The sequence below is a fragment of the Maribacter sp. MAR_2009_72 genome (genome assembly GCF_007827235.1).
Taxonomy (GTDB): domain Bacteria; phylum Bacteroidota; class Bacteroidia; order Flavobacteriales; family Flavobacteriaceae; genus Maribacter; species Maribacter sedimenticola.
Genome location: NZ_VISB01000001.1, coordinates 325,258 through 347,684, shown reverse-complemented (window position 1 = coordinate 347,684; position 22,427 = coordinate 325,258). Strand labels below are relative to the sequence as shown.

Below are 22,427 nucleotides of genomic sequence, written 5' to 3'. Positions count from 1 at the left end.
GATATAATAAATTACACACCACATGTTATTTATTCTAAGCTGAGTAATGGTTTTGCACGATGCATAAAATTAGCCTTACCCTAGGTTTTGAATTGTCCTATAAAATGTTTTATTGACCCATTAAGGAAAGTGGGTTTGCATTCTTTTAGAATTTATGGAACACCAAAAAATAACCGTATACCACAATTAAAATGAAGATATTATAGGGTACGCCCAATGGTTAAAAGTTCATTCCATTGGGTAGTATATCTTGGACTTCTGTGCTCTTTGATAAGTGCCCATTCCTTATCGCGGTTGCCTACAGTGGCTAATTTAATCTTATTCTTTCCATACTTATTGTTCAGATTATCCATTACATTGGTAATTGCTTCACTTTCACTTTTATGGGGGGTATGGAATAAATTGGTCTGCACTTCGTTTTTTTGTACTAACTGCGTTAAGTTGATGCCCACTTTTTTATAGCGATATCCCTGCCGGAATATTTGGCGAAGACCTTTAAGCGCTTCTTTGGTTAATTTTGCGGTACTATCCGTGGGGGTATCCAAGGTAATGACGATTTTATTACGGTATTGCTTATCTACCGCACTATGCTGATTGGTCTGTAAGGATACTTCAATTTGCGCTGCAGCGCTTTGTTGCTGCCTTAATAAATCAGCTACCTCAGCAACATAGTAACTACATGCTTCCTCTATCAAAGTATAATCCGTCAATTTATAGCCAAACGATTTTGCGGTTCCTATACCTTTCTTGGCATTGGGTTGCAACACGAGTTCCAGACAGGGAATATTGTTCAGCTCCCGCCACAAGCGCTCTCCAATTACCGTCATCTCTTTCCTTACCCAAGCTACGGGCATATTGGCAAAATCCAATGCAGTGCGTATATGGTTGTTCTGCAATCGAATAGCATGCTTTTTGCCTATTCCCCATATGTCCTTTACCAAAAGATTGTGTAAAAGAAATTTTCTTTTTTCTTCAGAATCCACAATGTAGATATTATTGTTGGATGCTACTTTCTTAGCATACTTGTTTGCCAGTTTGGACAGGGATTTGGTCTTTGCAATACCTACACCTACGGGTATGCCGGTATTTTTGACAATGGTATCCTTCATTCTTTGCGCCAATGCTGTTAACTCTGCTGGGTCATAATGAGACAAATCCACAAAACTTTCATCAATACTGTACTCTTCTACTAAAGGAGAAAATTGTTGCAAGGTCTGCATTACCCTTTTTGACATATCACTATATAACGTGTAATTGGAAGAGAAGTAAGTAACCTCATGGGCATCTAACAATTTCCTGATTTTAAAGATAGGTTGAAACATAGGTATTTCCGTCAAAGCCTTGGCCTCCTTATTGGCCGCAATAATACACCCGTCATTATTACTTAATACTACTACAGGTTTATTTTTAAGGTCAGGCCTAAATACCTGTTCGCAAGAAGCGTAAAAACTATTACAATCTACCAACGCAATCATATTACCGATTTTATGATATAGGTTATTACGCCCCATAAGTTTAATGGATCTCCTGCTTTACCTACACGCATGATATGAAATGCATCATCCACACTGGCCAAGATCAACTGCGCCGGTTTAGGAACCAAGGACTTATCTACAATAAGTACATCGTTCTTGGCAATACCGAAAGTTTGAAAGGAATCGTCTGCCACCCTAATAAAAAAGGTGGCGGACGAATTGCTTACCAGTGTTTCGTTCAAATCTATTCTGGGTTCATTATAATGCGTTGCAGGACTTGAAAATCCCGTTTGGGAAGGCCGCTGCACCCTATAACTTTTATCCGCTTTCTTAACTAACCGTAATTCTTCGTCCCTCATAAAAATTCCTGACTCATTAGCAAAATTTAAAATACTATCTAAATATTTGGATTTATTCCAAAATTAAGGATATATTCCAAATAATATAATTATTTTTATAAAGAGTTATTCACTAATCCTGATAAGGGAAACTAAAATAAATTGATTTTAATTAAAGTAGAACTATACAATCCCATAACGGATACGGTTAATTATTAAATAGTTAGAGGTAGTGTAATGCACGGTACAATAGTAACTTCACCGATAAAACATAAATAATAAAGTTATGGGTACTAAATATAAAAATGACGAATTAGGCTTAACCAATGAAGTTCAACAAAATCAAGGATTAAAAACAACTGAGGATGTGGACAGCACAAATAAAAAAGAGGTAGGTAATCCTGTAAATAATGGTGGAGTAAATATTGATGCTGATGATGTTCATCTAGAAAAACAATGGTTGGCGGTAAGAGATGAATACCTTGCCAAATTTCCGGAATTAAATGAAATGGAAGAGGAATTTAAAACGGAGAACATTGGTGCGCTCATTCAAAGTATAGCACAAAAAAGAAAACAATCTCCACAGGTCATTGCGGAAGAAATACGTTCTTGGGAATTATCTCACTAAACACTAAAATAATAAATGTTAGTTGTAAAAAAAGTTAGCAATACACTGCTTTCAATAGATAAAATATATGCTATATGAGATCAATTTGGAATGGTTCCATAAGTTTTGGACTGGTATCTATACCCATAAAATTATTTTCTGGGTCTGAGGACCGAAAATTGGATCTGGATATGTTGGACAGCCATGATGGTGCAAGGATACGATATAAAAGGGTCAATGAGGATACGGGAAAGGAAGTTGAGTGGAAAGATATAGTCAAAGGATATAAAAAGGATGATACCTATATCGTTTTGGAAAAGGAGGATTTTGAGAACGCCAATATGAAAAAAAGTAAGACTATTGATATTGAACAGTTCATCATGGAAGACGAAGTGTCCGATGTGCTTTTTAAAAAACCGTATTTCATTAAACCGCAAAAGGGAGGTGAAAAGTCTTATACACTATTGCGAAATGCATTGAAAAAAACAGAAAAATTAGGAGTGGCCACCTTTGTAATGCGCCAAAAGGAACACCTTTCCCTAATTGGGGTATATGAAGATGCGCTGGTACTACATGTAATTAGGTTCGAGGATGAAATAAGGGATACTGGGGAATTGGAGCTACCCAACACCAAAATTGCCAAAAAGGAATTGGACATGGCAATTTCATTAATAGACCAATATACGGAAGAGTTCAATTTTGCAAAGTTCAAGGATGTATACAACGAGCAACTTTTAAAAATCATTGAATCTAAAGCTACCGGTAAGACAAGTAAAGCAGAAAAATTCGAAGCAAAACCAACGCCTGCAAAAGATTTAATGGCACAATTAAAAGCAAGTTTGAAAAAACGTGAAAAACAAGCATCGTAACCTTTGAGTCTAAAGATATATAATGATAAAAGAGACTTTACCGCTACCCCCGAACCCAAAGGGGAAATAGTAAGTGGTGCCCACACCCAACGATTTGTAATACAACGACATCAAGCCTCTCATTTGCACTACGACTTACGATTGGAAATTGATGGCACCTTAAAAAGTTGGGCAATTCCCAAAGGGCCATCCATGAATCCGTCAGATAAACGATTGGCGGTAAGAACGGAGGATCACCCTATACCCTATCTTAAATTTCAAGGCACAATTCCAAAAGGTAATTATGGTGCAGGTATAATGAAAATATGGGATGATGGCATATTTGAGATTGATCACCTGGAAACTGATAAACCGCTTTTGGAACAATTGGCGTTAGGCAATCTTAAATTATTCTTCCATGGAAAAAAAATTAAAGGTCGCTTTGCTTTGGTACGTACTACCCCAAAGGGAAGCAGTGAGCAGTGGTTGTTATTAAAGAAAAAAGATGCGTATGCCATTGATGCTTTCTATAATGCAGAAACATTGGTTCCGGTAACGGAGCGCAATATAAAAGAATACCCACAAAATCTGCATCCTGGTCGCGTTGTACAACCCATGTTGGCTACAAGTACCAAAACCATTTTCAATAATCCCAATTTCATCTATGAACTTAAATGGGATGGCTATAGGGTTATTGCACATGTAGCTGAAAGTGGTATCCTTTTACAATCCAGAAACGGTATTAACTACAATACCAAATTCTCCAAATTATATGATGAACTTCAATTATTGGACAATGAAGTTATTTTAGATGGTGAAGTAGTTTTGGTTGATTACAACGGTGTGTCGCAATTTGGGGAACTTCAAAATTATCCTGATGCCAAAGGAGAATTAAGATATTATGTATTTGATATGCTGTATTTGAACGGACACAGTATGTTGGACTTAACGTTACGTGAACGAAAAAGCCTGATACCCGAAGTACTTGAAGATTTAAAGATCAGCAAGTATTGTGACCATGTGGAAGGAATGGGAACTGCATTGTACCAAAAGGCAATTGAAGTAGGTATGGAAGGAGTAATAGCTAAGGAAGCTAATTCTACATACACCCTTGGTTATAGAACGGACAAGTGGTTAAAGATAAAAGGAATTCAAAGCCTGGATGCCTTTATCTGCGGATATACGGAATCATCTAACAGTGCGGAACGTGTAGGCTCCCTTATTCTTGGAACAGAAGAGGATGGCAGGTTAATCTATGTTGGTAATTGTGGTTCTGGGTTTTCCACTGCACAGCGTAATGAATTATATAATGCACTTATACCACTGAAAACCTCTGAATATCCGTTTGATAAAAAAATATCTTTAAAGGGAAAAAAGGCACATTTTGTGCTACCGCTTGTAGAATGCGAGGTAAAATTTACGGAACGTACTAAAAATGGTTTATTGAGAAATCCGGTATTTAAGCGCCTAAAGAGCACAATATCAACAATGGGCCAGGAGCCAAAAGCCGTACATAGTTCAACTGGCCCCAAAACTGTTGGAAAGGAGACGATAGTAGTCGATGGCTTTAAAGTACCCATTAGTAATTTGGATAAAATATATTGGCCTAATTCCGGATTAAAAAAGTATGATCTAATTGATTACTATGTGCAGATTGCAACCTACATTCTACCACATTTGAAAGATAGGCCCCAAAGTCTACACAGGCATCCCAATGGCATACAACAAGAAAGTTTTTATCAAAAGGACAATGAAAATTTGCCAGATTGGATAGAAATTATCCCTATATATTCCAAATCATCCAATAGGGATATCAATTATCTATTATGCCAGAACACGGCTACATTGCTATATATGGCCAATTTAGGTTGTATTGAAATTAATCCTTGGAGTTCAAGAATACAGCATTTGGATTATCCAGATTATGGAATAATTGATTTGGACCCCCCTAGGGAAATGGATTTTAAGAAGGTGGTAAAGGTGGCAAGGGAATTTAAAAACCTACTTACCGGGATAGCCGCCCCAAGTTTTTGTAAAGTTTCGGGATCAAGGGGCATTCACATTTATATTCCCATGCAGGCTGCCTACACCTATGAAGAGGTGCGTAATTTCATAAAACTATTGTGCCATGTCATTGAAGAACGGTTGCCCTCATTGACTACCATGGAGCGTACCATAAAAAAACGTGAAGGAAAAATTTATTTGGACTATTTACAAAATAGAAAGGGACATACGATCGCCTCTGTACATTCCGTAAGGCCTATTGCCAATGCCCCTATTTCCGCACCTATTTATTGGGAAGAATTGAATGACAAATTAAACCCCCAACGCTATGTTATGAAGACCTACCCTAAACGACTAGAGCAAGAAGGAGACCTATTTAATCTTATAAACAATACTGAATTTGATATGGCAAAGGTATTGACGGAATTAGAATTTAGATAATGAGCAAATTAAAACTATATTATTAAGTCCATAGTTTGCCAAACCTTTAACCACTACCCCGTCATGTATATTTTAATTAATTTTGTAAACAAATCAACCTCACCAAAAAATTCACCAATTCTATTTAAACAGAGCACGTTTTCACTGTTTATGATAGCATTTTTTAACGTACGGGCATATTGCTCTGCGGTCATTTATGTACTGAACAAACTTAAATGCACTTAAAGGAAGAATTAAACAAGGGCCAATTAAAGGCCGTAACCTATGCAGGTAAACATTTACTTGTACTTGCCGGTGCAGGTACAGGAAAAACGCGCACCATAATTGCACGGGCATCCTATCTAATTGAGAATGGGGCCGATCCGTCAAAAATTCAAATTCTGACCTTTACAAAGAAAGCGGCCAATGAAATTGTTGAACGTGTAAAGGCCGGTCTGCCACAATCCAGTGGACGCACATTGAACGGAGCTACCTTTCATTCTTGGTGTAACCAATTGATCATTAAATACCCCAATCTATTTGGGGCGGCCAGTTTTACCGTAATAGATCCTGACGATCAATTGGGAGTCATGAAAATGGTTGCCGGTCATCATAATGAGGCTTACGGAAAACTACGCATAAAACCTCAACAATTACTGGATGTCTATTCCTATGCCCGGAATACTAAAAAAAATCTGACGGAATCATTACGCACTTTGATTTATAAGGGTAAACAGGACAAGGATACCGAATATGAGATTACGGCAATGAAGCCCAATGTAGAACTGTTGCTCCGAGCTTATCAAAAGAAAAAAATGGAGCAAAGGTATTTGGATTATGACGACCTGTTGCTGGTTGTGGCCACACAACTAAAAAAGAATCCCGAGGCAAGAAAACTACTTTCCCAAGATCTGGATTATCTCTTGGTAGATGAAATGCAGGATACCAATCCGCTGCAATGGGAACTGTTATCACCTTTTATTGAAATCTGCAGTTTGTTCTGTGTAGGAGACGATGCGCAGTCCATCTACTCTTTTCGAGGAGCTGACTTTAAGAACGTACATCAATTTAAAGAACGTGTAAAAGAATCTGAAGTCTATAAACTGGAGAAAAATTACAGGTCTACCCAAGAGATATTGGATATTTCCAATTGGTTATTGGATAAATCGCCAATTGCGTATGATAAAAGATTACAATCTATTAGAGGAAGCGGTGAACTGCCTATTTTATTAAATGTAAGTGATGAATGGCAAGAAGCCAATTGGGTTGCCGATGAGGTCTTAAAAAATTATACGGATGAGGACAGAAAATTTTCTGACCACCTCATTTTGTCCCGTTCACAATTTTACACCAAATCATTACAGGCCGTATTCATTAGACGAAAAATACCTTACATCACGTATGGGGGGCGTAAGTTTTTGCAGGCCGCCCACATAAAAGATTTAGTCTCCTTGCTACGTATTGTCAATAATCCATACGATGAGATTGCATGGGTTCGCTTTTTAACCTTTTGGGAAGGTATTGGCGAGGTAAGGGCATCTAGGATTATGGCCGTTATCATTGCAGATGAAGGTAAGACCGAAATACCAACTTTGTTGGAAAGTGCGATACCCGGTAAGGATGGACAAAAAATATCCCAATTGTATCATGCCGTACAAAAAGAAAAGGGCAAGGTGGGAAAAATGGTGGATATTGCATATGAGGCCATGTCATTGGGCCTAGCCTTTAGATATAGAAAAGATTGGGTGGAAAAACGAAAGGGTGATTTTCCTGTGTTAAAATTATTGGCGGATAGTTATGCAAGCCTTGGTGAGTTTATTGGCGAGGGCCTTCTGGACAATGCCGAAAAAATGAACGGTGCACCTGTGTTGAGCGAATCTCAATTGGCAACTTCCGAGAATAAGGACCATGTAATAATATCAACCATTCATTCTGCCAAAGGTCTTGAGGCAGATGTATGCATTGTATTGAACGTATCTCCAAAATCATTTCCGTCAGCATGGTCATTAGATGATACGGATGCCATTGAAGAAGACCGGCGGGTCTTATATGTAGCACTTACAAGAGCCAAAAACAGATTGATCATCACTAGAAATACGGCTTCCATTGCCGCTATTCACGGTAAATCAATTCCGTCCAATACAGGACAGGCTACAGATGATGCCGAAACCTATTTTCTTACCGGACTACCGGAAAAACTGGTTGAACAACAAACCATTGGCCAAGATTTCAATAAGGTAAAGGACGCACCGGAACCCAATCAAATAGATCTTTCCTCTGGAATGGATTTTAGTTAGTAAACAATGCCAGATAAAAATTTTGCCGTCATTTCCATGACCGTCTTTGGGAAAAAGCCTAACCCGCTACGAATAGTACAACTAGAAATACAAAAGGTAAACGGGGAACATGGTACAAAAACATTTTCCTCCTATATTAACCCAGAGCAAAAAATCCCTTTTTATATAGAACAAAGAACCGGCCTTACTGATGAAATATTGTTAAAGGCCCCTACTTTTAGGGAAGTATCGGAAACCATTCTGTTAGAATTGGAAGATTGTATCCTAGTAGGACATAACGTCTCTTTTCTACATTTTGCGTTACAATCAGAATTTAAATTTTTGGGTCATCTATTTAAAATGCCACAAATTTGTACGCAGCGACTTTCAAAAAAACTACTGCCCCATATGGTGAATTATGAGTTGCCATACCTCTGTAATGTACTCAACATTCCCTTTTTTGACAGGTTTGATATTCATGAAGAAAATGATGCGGTAACCACTTTGTTCCAAAGGCTGTTACGGTTAGATGAAGACGATAATTATATCGATACATTCTTATATCAGAAAAATAAAAAAGAAGTATTTGTTCCCAAGTCTACCGCATATAAGTATGTAGAACATTTACCCCCTTTACCTGGCGTTTATAAATTTCAAGATATACATGGGGAAGTAATTTATGTAGGGAAGGCCAAAAATATAAAAAAACGTGTGCAAAGCCATTTTTATAATTCTTCGGAAAAAGAATTGCAATTATGTACGGCCACACAAAGTATAGATTTTGAACTTACCGGCAGTGAATTACTGGCCTTGTTAAGAGAGGCAGATTTAATTCAAAAATTGGATCCTGAGCACAATTACATTCAAAAGAAAGCATATATAACCTATCATATTGTACCCCAAAAAGACAAAAAGGGGGTCTTACGTTTAAAGATAGAACGGCGCCCTTATCAACATACACCCACGGAAATCTTTTTAAAACGTGGGGATGCCATTAACCGATTAATTGAGCTTACTGAAAAATTTAACCTATGCCCTACCGCAACTGGTTTAACAAGTAAATTGGGCAAATGCTCGCCCATAAGTTATATTACTTGCAAAGGAATCTGTAAAGGACTGGAGGAACCCTCCGTATATAATGCCAGAGTATCCCAGGCTTTGGACTTTTTAAATAGGGAAAATGAAAATTATGCGATTTTTGAAAAAGGTAGAACGCGATCAGAACGTAGTTTTGTACTTGTACTCCATGGAGTGTATCAAGGCTTTGGTTTTTTGGACCCTTCCATGGCAATTGCATCCATCCAAGACTTAGAAGGGTTATTGATGCCCAAGCGCCATACGTACCATACCGCTAAAATTGTTATGGCCTATAAAAAGAAAAATCCCCATAAAATTACATATTTAAATTAGGCGTAAGAAGCTATATTCACCTAACTACAATAGAAAAAATTCCTTTTGACACCAATATATAAATCTATATTTCTCTGATATCCAAACTATTACTAGCATATAGACAGTGAATCAAAATATAATACATTATAATAAAGTATTTGCTTATTTAGATTTAATATAAATAATTTGGCAAAACAATTCCGTCCTAATATATTTGCCAAAATTATTATTTTTAATTAGTCTAAATAAAAATCAATGAACAAACTATACATATTACTCGGTATTATATTCATAACGCATAGTGCATATGGACAATCATCCAAAATTACTGGAACGATTACAGATATCAATTCAACACCCTTATTTGGTGTCAATGTTCTGGTAAAAAATAGCACTTTGGGTACGCAAACGGATGAAAACGGAAATTTTAGCATTCAACCTACATCCAACGAAAAAATCACCCTGCAATTTTCATATTTAGGTTTTAAAAGCAAAGAAATAAAGTTAGACTCCAACAGTAACCAACACATAGATTTGGGCAACATTATCCTCTATGAAGGAAATGAAATTTTGAACGAAGTAATTGTTGAAGGAGAACGACTAAATAAATTTTCTCGAAAAAAGACTGCATACGTATCCAAGTTACCTCTAAAGGATATAGAAAACACACAGGTATATAGCACAGTAACGACAGAACTTTTAAAATCCCAATTGGTCGTAAATTTTGACGATGCCCTTAAAAACGCAACTGGGGTAGAAAGTCTATGGTCGTCCACGGGTCGTGGAGGTGACGGTGCAGGATATTATTCCCTAAGGGGTTTTTCCATACAGCCCCAACTGGTTAATGGCCTGCCAGGGCTAACGAATGGTACCATAAATCCGGCCAATATAGAACGGATAGAAGTTTTAAAAGGTCCATCTGCAACATTGTTCGGGAATGCCGTTAGTTCTTATGGAGGCTTGATCAATGTAGTTACCAAAAAACCTTATGTAGGTACCGGTGGTGAACTTACCTTTACTTCCGGAACGTATGGTCTTAATCAAATTATTGGTGACTTTAACACTGCTCTAAGCAAGAAGGACGACATCTACTTTAGAATCAATACGGCATATACTACGGAACAAAGCTTTCAGGATGCAGGTTTTAGAAAATCCTTTTTTGTGGCCCCATCACTTTCCTATAAGGTGAACAATAAGCTTTCATTCTCGTTTTATGGTGAAATAACACAGGCCGAACAGACCAACCCTACCTTTTTATTCTTGAACAGGGCGGCACCGTCCGTAGCCACAAATCTTGAAGAACTTGGGTATAAGAATAAGCTATCGTTTACCAGTAATGACTTAAGTTTGGAAAATCCCACCCAGAATTATAGGGTTGAAATGGATTATAAACTTTCAGACACATGGCAATCCCAAAGTTTACTGTCCAAAAGCTCTACTTCTACCACAGGGTATTATACCTATCTTTATGATTACGGCATTTTAGAAGGAAATACCTTTTCCCGTTACTTGAACAAGCAAAACTCCAATACACAGACTACTGACATTCAACAGAATTTTATTGGCGATTTTAAGATAGCCTCTCTTCGTAATAGAATGGTCATAGGTGTAGATTATTTTAACCAGACCCAAACGGATAATAGTACGGGTTATGGGTTTTATGGCAACGTTACGCCAAATGGCGGTTCTAATGGTGATAATCCGTTCACGCCTGAGGTAGAGACAGATGCATACCCCCTTTCAACATCTGGCGTAGATGCCGTATTGGCTGCACAAGGGGTAAATAACATTAAGTCCAAGTTTCATATCTATAGCCTTTATGCTTCAGATGTTCTGAATTTAACCGACAATCTATCCGCAATGATCGGTTTACGATTAGACCATTTTGACAACGAAGGTAACCTCTCAAACGAAGAGGATGATTATAATCAAACCACAATCTCCCCCAAATTTGGTCTATTATACCAACCTATAAAGGATCGTTTGACTGTTTTTGGCAACTATCAAAATGGATTTACCAATGTTGCCCCCGTATTGGTTGGCGACCCCAATGATGGACAGCAGACACTAAAGACCTTTGACCCGGAGCAGGCCAATCAATTGGAGTTCGGCGTAAAGACCAATATGTTCAATGGCAGATTAAATGCAACGGTAAGTTATTATGATATAACGGTGAAGGACCGCGTAATAACCGACCCAGCTTCTCCTTTCAATAAAATTCAAGGCGGAGAAGTGGTGAGCAAAGGCATAGAAATTGAATTGAACGCAAATCCCGTAAAGGGATTGAACATAAGGGCCGGATATAGTAATAACGATAGTGAAACCACGGTCTCTGACAATACTGAAATTTTAAACAGAAGACCCTTGGAGGCAGGCCCGGAAACTTTATACAACCTTTGGGCCAATTATGAATTCCAATCAGGCCAATTTGATGGTTTTGGCCTAGGTTTTGGTTTAAATGGATCAAGCGAGCGTTTTGCAATTAATTATGCATCTACCGGTGAATTCATTTTGCCCAGTTACACCATTGCCAATGCATCCATCTTCTATCAAGCCAACAACTATAGGCTGGGGGTAAAATTGAACAACGCATTTAATAAGGAATATTATAAAGGATGGACCACTATTTCTCCACAGACACCTATAGCTTTACTGGCCAACCTTACCTATACCTTCTAAACGAAATGAATTTAACCAAGGGTAACTTTTATATAAAGTTGCCCTTTAATTTCTAAAAGAAATGTCAATTAGAAAATTCATATTGCAACTTCACAAAATTTTGGGTCTGGTCACGGGCGTTGTGGTTTTTATTGTGGCCATAACCGGTTGCTGTTGGTCATTTAGGGAAGAGATAGAAAGTTTTTATGATGGTTACAAAAAAGTAATGCCCCAAGAGCTTCCTATGCTTACCCCAAGCAAAGCTAGGGATATAGCCATGAAAGTATTGCCTGGACATCATGTACACGGTACCTTGTACCAACAAGGGGATGATGCCATAGAGGTTATTTTTTATGATCTTGAACCAGAATTTTATCAAAGTGTATTCCTTGATCCGTATACAGGAAAAGTTATAAAGGTTGTTGACCATTTTTCCGGTTTTTTTGCCTTTATCCTTGATGGCCATATGCACCTTTGGTTACCTAAAAAAATAGGCGCTCAAGTAGTAGGTATTTCTATACTGGTCTTTATGGTAATAATCATCTCCGGAATATTCCTGTGGCTTCCCAAAAAACAAAAAAACCTAAAACAGCGATTAACGTTAGATTGGAAACAAACCACCCGATGGAAGCGTAAGAATTTTGACTTACATACCGTTATTGGATTTTATATATGTTCACTGGCCCTACTACTTGCATTTACAGGTACCATAATGTCCTATACATGGTTTCATTATGCAGTATATAAGTCAATTGGCGGACAAAAAGATGTGGAGTTCATTATTCCCGCCAATAAAAGTAGCGGTCAGAAATTGGGCAACATATTGCCAATGGATGTACTGGTTACCAAATTAAGGCAAGAATCCCCAGATGCCAAAAGTATAGAACTGCATTATCCTGCTACGGAAAATGAAAGTATTTATGTTGAAATTTCTAATAGTGACGGTTTGTATTATAATGCCGACTATAGATTTTTTGACCAGCACACATTGGAAGAAATTGAAACTTCAAGCCTGTATGGAAAATATGAAAACGCCAAGGCCGCGGACAAATTACTTAGGATGAACTATGATATACATATTGGTGCCATAGGCGGACTTGCAGGAAAAACAATCGCATTTTTGATAAGCCTGTTAACGGCAACATTACCCGTAACGGGTGCATTCTTATGGTATGGCAGGCATTATAAAAAAAGGTCAACAAATACATAATGGTTTACATCAAATCACTTCATTGTTCCATAAAAAATCCAAACAATGGTAAGATGTAAGTTTATTAACACATTTATCTTTGCAATAAGGTCATTCAAAGAGTCTTATAGGGGTATTTAATTCGCACTCAAAATCGTACTTTTGCAACTTTGCTATGAATACATGATTGAATACGAAGAAAATATAGAGGTCAAGGGCGCACGTGTGCACAACCTTAAAAATATAGATGTTACCATACCCAGAAATAAGCTTGTAGTCATAACGGGGCTATCTGGCAGTGGAAAATCTTCCCTAGCTTTTGATACCATTTATGCCGAAGGACAACGACGGTACATAGAAACGTTCTCGGCTTATGCCAGACAATTTTTAGGAGGTCTTGAACGACCGGATGTAGATAAGATAGACGGTTTATCGCCTGTTATCGCCATTGAACAAAAAACCACTTCCAAATCTCCAAGATCAACCGTAGGTACCATTACGGAAGTCTATGATTTCTTACGCTTACTTTTTGCACGTGCTGCAGATGCGCATAGTTATAATACGGGCGAAAAAATGGTAAGTTATAGTGATGAGCAGATCAAGAATCTAATTATTGCATCCTATACCGATAAGAAAATCAATATTTTAGCACCTATAATTAAATCCAGAAAAGGACACTATAGGGAGCTATTTGAGCAAATTGCCAAACAGGGCTTTGTAAAAGTAAGGGTAGACGGGGAAATCAAGGACCTGGTCAAAGGTATGAAGGTTGACCGTTACAAAACACATGATATTGAAATAGTAATTGACCGCTTAAAGGTCGTTGAAAGCGAAGACTTTCATAAACGCCTTTCCGAAACCATCAATACCGCAATGTACAGTGGTAACAATGTATTAATGGTCTTGGAAGAAGGCACAGAGGTTCCAAGGTATTTTAGCAGGGACTTAATGTGCCCAACCACCGGCATCTCCTACCCTACACCTGAACCAAATACTTTTTCCTTCAATTCCCCAAAAGGCATGTGTCCCTACTGCAGTGGTCTTGGACATGTATATGAGGTCAATGAAAAGAAGATTTTTCCCAACAAGAAATTATCCATAAAGGCGGGAGGAATTGCTCCACTAGGAGAATTTAAAAAATCATGGGCCTTCAAACAGATAGAAACTATTGCCCAACGGTACAACTTTGAACTGACCGATGCAATTGCGGACATACCAAAAGACGCAATTGATGTCCTTTTGAACGGAGGCAAGGAAAGTTTTGAGGTAGATTCTAAAACCTTGGGGGTTAAAAGAACATACAAAATTGATTATGAAGGAATATCCAACTTCATAAAAAATCAATTTGAAGAAGCGGCATCAACTTCCATTAAACGCTGGGCCAAGGAATATATGGATAAAATAACCTGTCCGTCCTGCAATGAGTTTAGACTTAAAAAGGAGTCGCTTTATTTTAAATTGGAAGGTAAGAACATAGCGGAGTTGGCCAATTTGGATATAGTGGAGTTATCGGCATTCTTTTTAGGGTTGAACCAAAAACTAGAGGGCAACCAACAGAAGATAGCAGAGGAAATTATTAAGGAAATCAATACGCGAATACAGTTTTTATTGGATGTAGGGTTGGATTATTTATCCTTGAACCGTAGTTCCAAATCGCTTTCCGGTGGTGAGGCACAACGCATTAGGTTGGCAACCCAGATTGGTTCCCAGTTAGTAGGTGTGCTTTATATATTGGATGAACCAAGTATTGGTCTGCACCAAAGGGACAATGAACGTTTGATCAAATCCTTGGAGTCTCTAAGGGATATTGGAAACTCAGTAATCGTGGTGGAACATGACCGAGATATGATAGAACGGGCGGACCATGTGATAGACATTGGTCCAAAGGCCGGTAAAAATGGTGGAGAGATTATTTCACAAGGTACACCAGAGCAGCTGAAACATGTACATACATTGACTGCGGACTATATGACCGGTGTCAAGGAAATAAAGGTCCCTAAAAAAAGAAGGCCAGGAAATGGCAATGAAATAGTACTGTCCGGCTGCACTGGCAACAATTTAAAAAATATTACGGTCAAATTTCCATTGGGAAAAATGATAGGCGTAACCGGTGTTTCCGGAAGTGGTAAATCTACATTGATCAACGAGACGCTTTACCCGATAATGAACGCCCATTATTTTAATGGCGTAAAAAAACCAATGCCTTACAAGAAAATTACCGGACTGGAGCATATAGACAAGGTAATAGATATTAACCAATCGCCGATCGGCAGGACACCAAGATCAAACCCGGCAACATACACGGGAGTTTTTAGTGAAATAAGGTCCTTATTTGCAAAAACCACAGAAGCCTCCATAAGGGGATATAAACCCGGCAGGTTTAGTTTTAATGTTAAAGGTGGTCGTTGTGAAACCTGTCAAGGAGGTGGACTTCGGGTAATAGAAATGAATTTTTTACCTGATGTTTACGTAGAGTGTGAAACGTGTAACGGCAAACGTTTTAACAGGGAAACTTTGGAAATTAGGTATAAAGGTAAATCCATAAGCGATGTACTGGAAATGACGATCAATGAAGCGGTAGATTTTTTTGAACCTATTCCTAAAATATATCGTAAGTTGAAGACCATACAAGATGTTGGCCTAGGTTACATATCTTTGGGACAACAGTCTACCACCTTGTCGGGAGGTGAGGCCCAACGTATAAAATTGGCAACCGAACTATCTAAGCGAGATACGGGAAACACCTTTTATATATTGGATGAGCCCACCACAGGCCTACATTTTGAGGACATACGTGTATTAATGGATGTACTGAACAAGTTAGCCGATAAAGGAAATACCGTATTGGTCATAGAACACAATATGGATGTAATTAAAATGGTAGATTACATTATTGATATTGGGTATGAAGGAGGGCGTTCCGGTGGGCAATTGGTTGCAAAAGGAACACCAGAAGAAGTGGCAAAGAATAAGAAAAGCTATACAGCTACGTTCTTAAAAAGAGAATTGGCATAAGTTCAATTTAAATAAAAGGTAAGAATACATAAATATATATGAGATCAGAGAAACATCATAAAGGCTGGAATGAAATTAAGACAAATGACTCTTGGGCCATTTTTAAGATTATGGGCGAATTTGTCAACGGTTTTGAACGCATGAGTAAAATTGGGCCTTGTGTATCTATATTTGGATCGGCAAGAACCAAGGAAGAAGACCCATATTATGAATTGGCGGTATCTATTGCAAAATCAATAGCAGAAGCAGGTTATGGAGTTATAACAGGCGGTGGCCCAGGAATTATGGAGGCTGGTAACAAAGGCGCCAGCCTTGCGGGTGGCACCTCTGTAGGTCTAAATATAGATTTACCATTTGAACAGCATGACAATCCGTATATAGATGGCGATAAAAGTCTTGACTTTGATTATTTCTTCGTTAGAAAAGTAATGTTCGTGAAATATTCACAAGGTTTTGTGGTTATGCCAGGCGGCTTTGGTACGTTAGATGAACTCTTTGAGGCCATAACCTTAATACAGACCCATAAGATTGGCAAATTTCCAATTATTTTGGTAGGGAGCGATTTTTGGACAGGTTTAATGGACTGGGTAAAGAACACCATGCTGAAGGTAGGTAATATTAGTCCAGAGGATTTAAACTTGATAAAAATTGTTGATACTGAAGATGAAGTTGTAGAAATTATCGATTCTTTCTATAAAGGTCATTCTATGAGTCCTAATTTTTAATCCTAGCCTTGGCCCCTAAATTCAAATCTTTTTTTTATATCGTTGTTGTCCTTATGCTTATTATGGGCATAAAGTGTCATGCACAATATGAGACAAGTCTAACGGTAAACTTGAACGAGTATACCAAAGAATTGGAAATCAAACAAGAATTTACCTATTATAACAATTCCAATTATAATTTGGGAGTACTCTATTTTAACGATTGGGCCAATGCCTATTCGGATAAAAATACGGGGCTTGCTAAAAGATTTGCTCAGGAATTCAAAAAATCCCTACATCTAGCCAAAGCTGACGAAAGAGGAATTACTACAATAGTCAGCGTTGTAGATGATGCCTATAATGGGTTACAATGGGGCCGTACCGAAGGTAAGGATATCTTGAAAGTTACCCTGAACAAAATGTTACCGCCAAAGGAAACGACCAAAATTTTTATAACCTATAAAGTTAAATTACCTCCCAATAAATTTACACCTTATGGTTATGACCCTAAAGGTGGATATTATTTAAAGGATTGGTATTTGACCCCTGCGGTATATGATGGCAAATGGGCTTTATACTCCAATAAAAATCTTGAAGACCTCCATACCAATGTCACCAATACGGTAATTGATTTTAAATTTCCCGATAGTCTTTATTTGGCTTCAAATTTTAACGTTACCTCATCTTCTTCCTTTCCCAATGGACAATTTGCCCAACTACGGGGAAACTTGCAGAGAGGCGGTGAAATTATATTGAAGACCAATGATGAGTTTATCACCCATACCACGCCGTACATGACATTTTTGACCAATATCAAGGCTCCAAGATATAGTCCAATTGGTCAAGGTTTGTCTATCAATAAAGTAGCGGATTTTATCTACAACAACCTTGGGGAATATCCGCACGAAAAGGTTTTGGTCAGTGAGCTTGATTATAATAAGGACCCTTTGTATGGTCTAAACCAGCTTCCATCGTTCATAAGACCATATGAAGAGCAATTTCAGTTTGAGATGAAGTTCCTTAAAACTGCCCTGAACAGTATATTAAAGGAAACCATGTTCTTAAATCCAAGAAAGGAGCAATGGTTGAACAGTGCCATAGCAAATTATCTAATGATTGCCTATGTGGAGCAATACTACCCTGATCAAAAACTGTTGGGTAAATTATCCAGAATTTGGGGTGTTAGAAGTTTTGAGTTGGCCAAAATGGATTTTAATGATCAATATGCCTTTTTATATAACTTAACTGCACGCAAGAATTTAGATCAAGCTTTACAGACACCAAACGACTCTTTGATCAAGTTCAACCAAAAAATTGCGAATAAATATAAGGCAGGACTGGGATTAGCCTATTTGGCAGACTATATAGGAAAGAAAAAGGTAGATGAGAGCATTAAGACCTTTTATAAGTATTATAAATTAAATACGGTTAAGGTCCTTGATTTTGAATCTATTTTAAAACGTTCCACCACACAGGATATCAATTGGTTTTTTAAGGATTATGTATCTACGGATAGGAAGATAGATTTCAAAATAAAGAAAGTCAAAAAAACTGAAGATTCCCTTTTGGTGACGATCAAAAATAAGGAAGGTACCAATGTTCCTATATCAGTATTTGGCTTAAAGAACGATTCTGTAATATCTGAATATTGGTTCAGTGATATTGCGTTGGAAAAAACGTTTACCATAACCAACAATCAAGAGGATAAATTGGTTCTTAACTATGATCAAAAAATACCGGAATTTAACCAAAGGGATAACTGGAAATCCTTAAAAGGTTTCCTTTCAAGTAACAAAAAATTGAAATTTACTTTTTTTAAGGATGCTGAAAACCCGTATTTTAATCAGGTTTTTTATGTTCCGGTCTTAAATTTCAACGTGTATGACGGTTGGGTACCCGGCATGCGCCTTTACAACAAAACCTTGTTGGAAAGACCATTTGTCTATGATTTTTCCCCCTCCTACTCGTTTAAGGAAAAAGCCTTTGTAGGATATGGCAAATTCAGTTATAGAAAATACTTGAGCAAAAGTGGTCTCTATGTGGCCAACTACGCCATTGGCGCATCAACATCGCATTTTAATGTAAATTCCAGATATACCTCCATAACACCCTCTTTTAGTTTAGGTTTTAGGCCTGCGGATTTAATTAGTAATAAAAGGGAATTTTTATCTTTTAGGTATGTCAATATCTTAAGGGATTTTGACCCTTCATTACAAAATTTGGCCAATGACCCGGACAATCCGGATTATAGTGTCTTCAATGCGCGATATATAAACAGGAACAATGGTATTTTGGATTATAATTCCTGGTTCGTGGATTTTCAATTGGCAGGAAACTTTAGCAAACTTTCCTTTGAATACGAGTATCGTAAATTATTTGAGAGCAATAGACAGCTCAATCTTAGGTTCTTTGCAGGTAAATTTCTGAGTAATAGGACACAGACAGATTTCTTTAGTTTTGCCCTGGATAGACCTACGGATTATTTGTTTGACTACGGCTATTTAGGAAGGTCTGAAGATTCAGGTATTTATAGCCAACAGATTATTATTGCCGAAGGCGGATTCAAATCCTTTTTGGATAAGGAATATCGGTTTTCAAATAATTGGATGGCCACGGTGAACGGAAGCTTTAACCTTTGGAGATGGATTGAGTTGTATGGGGATGCAGGCTTGGTAAAAAATAATGGGTTTAGTGAAAAGTTTGTGTATGATTCCGGTGTACGTTTAAACCTGGTTACGGATTATTTTGAACTGTACCTTCCTTTATATTCCAACAACGGTTGGGAAGTATCCCAGCCCAATTACGGAGAAAAGATACGGTTCATTATTACCGTTAGTCCCAAAACCCTAACTGGGTTATTTACAAGAAAATGGTTTTAAACTATCAAATTTTAATTCAGAACCTTCTTTTTTGTTATTAAATTAAAAATTATACAGATTTCCACCTTTTTTGTTGACAAATATGGAATAAATTAACTAGCAACGACGTTGCTATAATCTACATGAATTGGTAGTTTTGTAAAAATCGGTAACACACATGGACGTTTCATCAAAAACAAGCAATGATATTTCTTTTGACGACTTTAAGGAGCAGATCATAAGTGATTATGAAATTGCTTTTTTAAGTAGGACCTGTAGTCTTTTGGGTAGAAAGGAAGTGCTTACCGGCAAAGCCAAATTCGGAATTTTCGGTGATGGTAAGGAACTGCCCCAATTGGCCATGGCCAGATCCTTCAAAAATGGGGATTTCAGAAGTGGATACTACAGGGACCAAACATTTATGATGGCTTTGGGCCTATTGAACCCAAAGCACTTTTTCCACGCGCTTTATGCTACAACGGATATAGAAAAAGAACCAATGAGCGCCGGTAGACAAATGGGCGGACATTATCTCACCCATAGTCTTAATGCAGATGGCAGCTGGAAAGACCTTACCAAACAAAAGAATAGTAGTGCAGACATATCGTGTACGGCAGGACAAATGCCCAGATTATTAGGATTGGCACAGGCATCTAAGGTATATAGAAATTTAGATGGATTGGATAGCGCCAAATTTTCCAACAACGGAAACGAAATAGCTTGGGGTACTATTGGCAATGCCAGTACTAGTGAAGGTATGTTCTTTGAAACCATTAATGCGGCCGGGGTGCTACAAGTACCTATGGTCATTAGCATATGGGACGACGAATATGGTATATCCGTACCGGCCAAATACCACACCACCAAAGAGGATATTTCAAAAGTCCTTTCAGGTTTTCAACGCACAGATACCGATAAGGGATTTGAGATATTCAAGGTCAATGGTTGGGATTATACAGCATTAATGCATGCCTATGAAAATGCTGCGGATATTGCACGTCAAGAACATGTCCCCGTATTGATCCATGTAAAGGAACTTACGCAACCACAAGGTCACTCCACCTCTGGTTCCCATGAACGATACAAGGATAACGCCAGATTGGAATGGGAGCGGGACAATGACTGTAACAAACGTTTTAAGGAATGGATATTGGAGTCTGGCATAGCAACCGTAGAGGAGCTGGAGACTATAGAAAAAAGAATAAAACGAACGGTCAGGGAAGCAAAAAAAGAAGCATGGAGCGAGTATCTACAAGGTCTACTCAATGCTAAAAAAAGTTTGATTCACTTAATTGACCAAGCGGCCTCAAAAAGTGCGAACAAGAATTTTTTAAATAAAATTAAGAATGACCTGATAGCTGTAGAGGAACCTATCAAAAAAGATTTGGCCATTGCCGCCCGTAAATCATTACGGTATCTATTAGGCGAACAAACTGCTGAAAAAAATGCGTTGAATACATGGACTACAAAGTTCCTAAATGATGCCCAACACGTTTACAGCGCACATCTTTATAATGAAAATGAAAACAAGGCTTCAAATATAAAAGCCATACTGCCTACCTATAAAAATGAAAACGAACAGGTTGATGGCCGTGTCATTTTAAGGGACAATTTTGATAAATTGTTTGAAAAATACCCAAATACTTTAATTTTTGGTGAAGATACCGGTGCCATTGGTGATGTCAACCAAGGATTGGAAGGCATGCAGGAGAAATATGGTAAAATTAGGGTAGCGGATACAGGAATACGAGAAACTACTATAATTGGCCAAGGTATAGGTATGGCATTAAGAGGCCTTAGGCCCATTGCCGAAATTCAATATCTGGACTATATCTTTTACGCGCTCCCAACGTTAACCGATGATTTGGCGTCACTGCTTTACCGTACCGCCGGTAAGCAAAAAGCTCCGTTGATCATTAGGACCAGAGGGCATAGACTTGAAGGTATTTGGCATTCTGGTTCCGAAATGGGAGGATTGATCCACTTGCTGAGGGGAATTTATATTTTGGCACCAAGGAATATGACCCAAGCGGCAGGGTTTTACAATACACTACTTAAAAGCGATGAACCTGCTTTGGTCATTGAAAGTTTAAACGGATATCGACTAAAGGAACCTAAACCCAGTAATCTTGGAGAATTCTGTACACCTATTGGTAAAGTAGAGACCATTAGGGAAGGTAATGATGTTACTATTGTCTCCTATGGATCAACCTTAAGAATTGTTGAAAAAGCGGCAAAAGAGCTTCTTGAAGTTGGTATTGATGTGGAAATCATTGACGCGCAGTCCTTACTACCTTTTGATATTGAAAAAGATGTACTTAAAAGTATCAAAAAAACGAACAGGATATTGGTTGTAGATGAAGATGTACCGGGTGGCTGTTCCGCGTATCTAATGAATGAGATTATAGAAAAGCAAGGAGCTTTTAATTATTTGGACAGTGCACCCCAAACGCTGAGCGCCAAGGCCCACAGACCCGCATACGGTACCGATGGTGATTATTTTTCAAAACCAAATAGGGAAGATATATTTGAAAAGGTATATGCTATTATGCACGAGGCAAATCCCAAGGGTTTTCCTAAATTGAGATAAGTATTCCTTTAAAATAAAAAGAGCGCCCATCAATACTTGATGGGCGCTCTTTT

At 37.9% G+C, this 22,427-nt stretch carries 13 protein-coding genes; 11 read left to right on the top strand and 2 right to left on the bottom strand.

Annotated features, from left to right (window positions below; all coding sequences use genetic code 11):
• Positions 1-200 precede the first annotated feature (200 nt).
• Positions 201-1,475 carry a Y-family DNA polymerase gene (locus tag JM81_RS01300; protein ID WP_144805543.1) on the bottom strand — a complete coding sequence of 425 codons (1,275 nt, stop codon included), beginning with the start codon at positions 1,473-1,475 and terminating at the stop codon, positions 201-203.
• Positions 1,472-1,834: a S24 family peptidase gene (locus JM81_RS01295; RefSeq protein WP_089261316.1), complete on the bottom strand. Its 363-nt coding sequence runs from the start codon at positions 1,832-1,834 to the stop codon at positions 1,472-1,474. Before JM81_RS01295 ends, JM81_RS01300 begins: the two co-directional genes overlap by 4 nt.
• 265 nt (positions 1,835-2,099) lie before the next feature.
• Between JM81_RS01295 and JM81_RS01290 the strand changes: the two genes are divergently transcribed.
• The 11 genes from JM81_RS01290 (at position 2,100) to JM81_RS01240 (ending at position 22,374) form a co-directional block, all read left to right on the top strand.
• Positions 2,100-2,441, top strand: a complete 342-nt coding sequence (locus JM81_RS01290; protein ID WP_144800381.1) for a hypothetical protein — start codon at positions 2,100-2,102, stop codon at positions 2,439-2,441.
• A 74-nt stretch (positions 2,442-2,515) separates the two neighbouring features.
• Entirely contained in the window at positions 2,516-3,289 is a 774-nt protein-coding gene (locus JM81_RS01285) for a Ku protein (protein WP_089261318.1), read from the top strand.
• A 3-nt stretch (positions 3,290-3,292) separates the two neighbouring features.
• Positions 3,293-5,713, top strand: a complete 2,421-nt coding sequence (ligD, locus tag JM81_RS01280) for a DNA ligase D (RefSeq protein WP_144800380.1) — start codon at positions 3,293-3,295, stop codon at positions 5,711-5,713.
• Between the two features lie 215 nt (positions 5,714-5,928).
• The gene (locus JM81_RS01275; protein ID WP_089261320.1) at positions 5,929-7,989 is read left to right on the top strand and encodes an ATP-dependent helicase; all 2,061 of its coding nucleotides are present in this window, start codon (positions 5,929-5,931) and stop codon (positions 7,987-7,989) included.
• Between the two features lie 6 nt (positions 7,990-7,995).
• Positions 7,996-9,378: an exonuclease domain-containing protein gene (locus JM81_RS01270; RefSeq protein WP_144800379.1), complete on the top strand. Its 1,383-nt coding sequence runs from the start codon at positions 7,996-7,998 to the stop codon at positions 9,376-9,378.
• Between the two features lie 237 nt (positions 9,379-9,615).
• Positions 9,616-12,039 carry a TonB-dependent receptor gene (locus tag JM81_RS01265; protein WP_144800378.1) on the top strand — a complete coding sequence of 808 codons (2,424 nt, stop codon included), beginning with the start codon at positions 9,616-9,618 and terminating at the stop codon, positions 12,037-12,039.
• A gap of 61 nt (positions 12,040-12,100) precedes the next feature.
• Positions 12,101-13,228, top strand: coding sequence for a PepSY-associated TM helix domain-containing protein (locus JM81_RS01260; RefSeq protein WP_144800377.1), 1,128 nt, complete (start codon positions 12,101-12,103; stop codon positions 13,226-13,228).
• A gap of 162 nt (positions 13,229-13,390) precedes the next feature.
• Positions 13,391-16,222: an excinuclease ABC subunit UvrA gene (uvrA, locus tag JM81_RS01255; protein ID WP_144800376.1), complete on the top strand. Its 2,832-nt coding sequence runs from the start codon at positions 13,391-13,393 to the stop codon at positions 16,220-16,222.
• 38 nt (positions 16,223-16,260) lie between these two features.
• Positions 16,261-16,947 carry a TIGR00730 family Rossman fold protein gene (locus JM81_RS01250; RefSeq protein WP_089261325.1) on the top strand — a complete coding sequence of 229 codons (687 nt, stop codon included), beginning with the start codon at positions 16,261-16,263 and terminating at the stop codon, positions 16,945-16,947.
• Positions 16,948-17,009: 62 nt separating this feature from the next.
• Positions 17,010-19,805, top strand: coding sequence for a metalloprotease (locus JM81_RS01245; RefSeq protein ID WP_261374927.1), 2,796 nt, complete (start codon positions 17,010-17,012; stop codon positions 19,803-19,805).
• Between the two features lie 157 nt (positions 19,806-19,962).
• Positions 19,963-22,374, top strand: a complete 2,412-nt coding sequence (locus JM81_RS01240; protein WP_144800375.1) for a thiamine pyrophosphate-dependent enzyme — start codon at positions 19,963-19,965, stop codon at positions 22,372-22,374.
• Positions 22,375-22,427 lie beyond the last annotated feature (53 nt).